This is a genomic window from Streptomyces sp. NPDC006265, assembly GCF_040613555.1.
In the GTDB taxonomy this organism is placed as follows: domain Bacteria; phylum Actinomycetota; class Actinomycetes; order Streptomycetales; family Streptomycetaceae; genus Streptomyces.
Genome location: NZ_JBEXSH010001314.1, coordinates 1 through 1,702, shown reverse-complemented (window position 1 = coordinate 1,702; position 1,702 = coordinate 1). Strand labels below are relative to the sequence as shown.

At 74.2% G+C, this 1,702-nt stretch carries 2 protein-coding genes and 1 pseudogene; all 3 read right to left on the bottom strand.

Annotated elements, in window-relative coordinates; translation table 11 throughout:
- Window positions 1-92: 92 nt before the first annotated feature.
- The 3 genes and pseudogenes from ABZ281_RS48315 to ABZ281_RS48305 all read right to left on the bottom strand — a co-directional run bounded on the left by ABZ281_RS48315 (window position 93) and on the right by ABZ281_RS48305 (window position 1,396).
- Window positions 93-650 carry a CGNR zinc finger domain-containing protein gene (locus tag ABZ281_RS48315; protein WP_356665095.1) on the bottom strand — a complete coding sequence of 186 codons (558 nt, stop codon included), beginning with the start codon at window positions 648-650 and terminating at the stop codon, window positions 93-95.
- A 38-nt stretch (window positions 651-688) separates the two neighbouring features.
- Window positions 689-868 (bottom strand): annotated as a pseudogene (locus ABZ281_RS48310) (alpha/beta hydrolase); the annotation flags it as partial.
- An 84-nt stretch (window positions 869-952) separates the two neighbouring features.
- Window positions 953-1,396, bottom strand: coding sequence for a hypothetical protein (locus tag ABZ281_RS48305; RefSeq protein WP_356665093.1), 444 nt, complete (start codon window positions 1,394-1,396; stop codon window positions 953-955).
- Between the last annotated feature and the right edge of the window lie 306 nt (window positions 1,397-1,702).

Here is a 1,702-nt window from a genome sequence, read left to right as displayed (position 1 = left end):
GGCTAGTGGGGGTACCCCCTGCTCGAGCGGAGTCGAGAGCGCGGGGGAGCGTGCCGGGCGTCGTGACGGGGCGAACGTTGCCTGCCGCGGCACTAGCTAGGGTGCGTCGCGGTCTTCTTGCGGGCGCGGTACGCGGCTGCCTTGATCTTGTTGCCGCAGGAGTCCATCCCGCACCACTGGCGCCGCATGCCCCGTGAGCGGTCGACGTAGGTGCGGGTGCACTCCGGGTTGCCGCACTCCTTGAGCAGGGGCACGTCCGGGCCGCTCAGGAGCTCGACGGCGTGTCGCGCCACCAGGGAGAGGGCCTCGTCCGGCGTCGCCTGCGTCCAGCGCCCCGACGGGGTGAGCTGAGGCACGGCGGGCGGCGTGCGGGCCGCGTTGTTCACGACGGTCAGCGCCGCCCCGTCGTACTCCTCCCCGAGTCGGCGGGCGGTGATGAGCCGGTAGACCGCCTCCCGTACGGCCCTCGCCCGCTCGACGTCGCTCTCCTGGCCCGGGGAGACCGCGTCGACCAGCCCGGACTCCACATACCAGGCGTTCAGCCGGTCCGGCGTCACGAACATCTCGAAGCGCACCGAACGGCGGGCTCGGAGGGTGGCGGCGAAGTCGAGCGCCGGGTTTCCGCAGACGAAGACATGGCCGAGGTTCACGTCACCATTCTGACCGGTGACCATTCCCTCGGCAAGCCTCAGAGGCGGTCGGCGACGATGACGGCCTGCGCGAAGGCGGCCGGCGCCTCCTGAGGCACGTCGTGCCCGATGCCCGGCAGGGTGCGGTGCTCGTAGGGCCCGGTGAACCTGTCTCGTTACGAGGTGCCGCCGCCCGGAGCGGTGAAGGGGCCCCGTTCGGCGTCGAGCGTGACGGCGGGGGACCCCCGGCGACCCCCTGCCGCGCCGCGCGCGGGTCAACGGCCGCCCCACTCCAGCTGTTCGATCGTTCGCGCAGCTCTACGTCAGGATACGTACGGAGCGTCGGCGGGCGCGGTGTCGGGCCGGGCGCGGCCGGGGGTCAGGCGGCGGTAGGCGGCGCGGGCGTGGAGGACACGGGCCAGGGCCGTGCCGGTGAGGGCGGCGGTGAGCAGGCAGGCCAGCCAGCTGGTGTCGCGGTGCCCGGCCCAGGTGAGGGTGCCGGCGGGCGGTATGGCGAAGCCGTTGAGGAACATCCAGCACAGCAGGGCCGTCCCGGGGGCGGCCGTGAAGCGTGCGCACAGACCCAGCAGGGCGGCCAGCAAGGACAGCGCGGACAGGGCCAGTTCCGGTCGGCCGGGCCCCACCACGGTGTTGAACAGCGCCACCAGCACCAGTGCGCCGCCGCCGGCCCCGGCCCAGACCAGCGGCGTGGCCACGGGCTGCGGTACGGGTCTGGCTCCGGCGCCCAGGAGCTTCCACTCGATCACGCTGGCGCTTCCTTCCGGTCCTCCTGGACGAATTCCCCCCTGGTCTCCCCTACCGGCTCCCGGGGTGCTCGCCAGAGTGCCAGCAAGCCCACGCCCGGGAAACAGCCAATCCGGACAGCCACGCCGAGCGTCCAGGACCTCCGGCCGGGGCGCGACAGCGTCCCAACGGTGGGACGGCCGCGCCTCCTTGGGCAGCTGGGCGAAGCGGACGGCAGTCGGCGTCCGGCGGACGGGACGCGGTGCCCCGCGCGGCACGGCGCCGCCGGCGCCCGGCCGGCGGGTCATCGTCAGGGCCCTCCCGGCGGG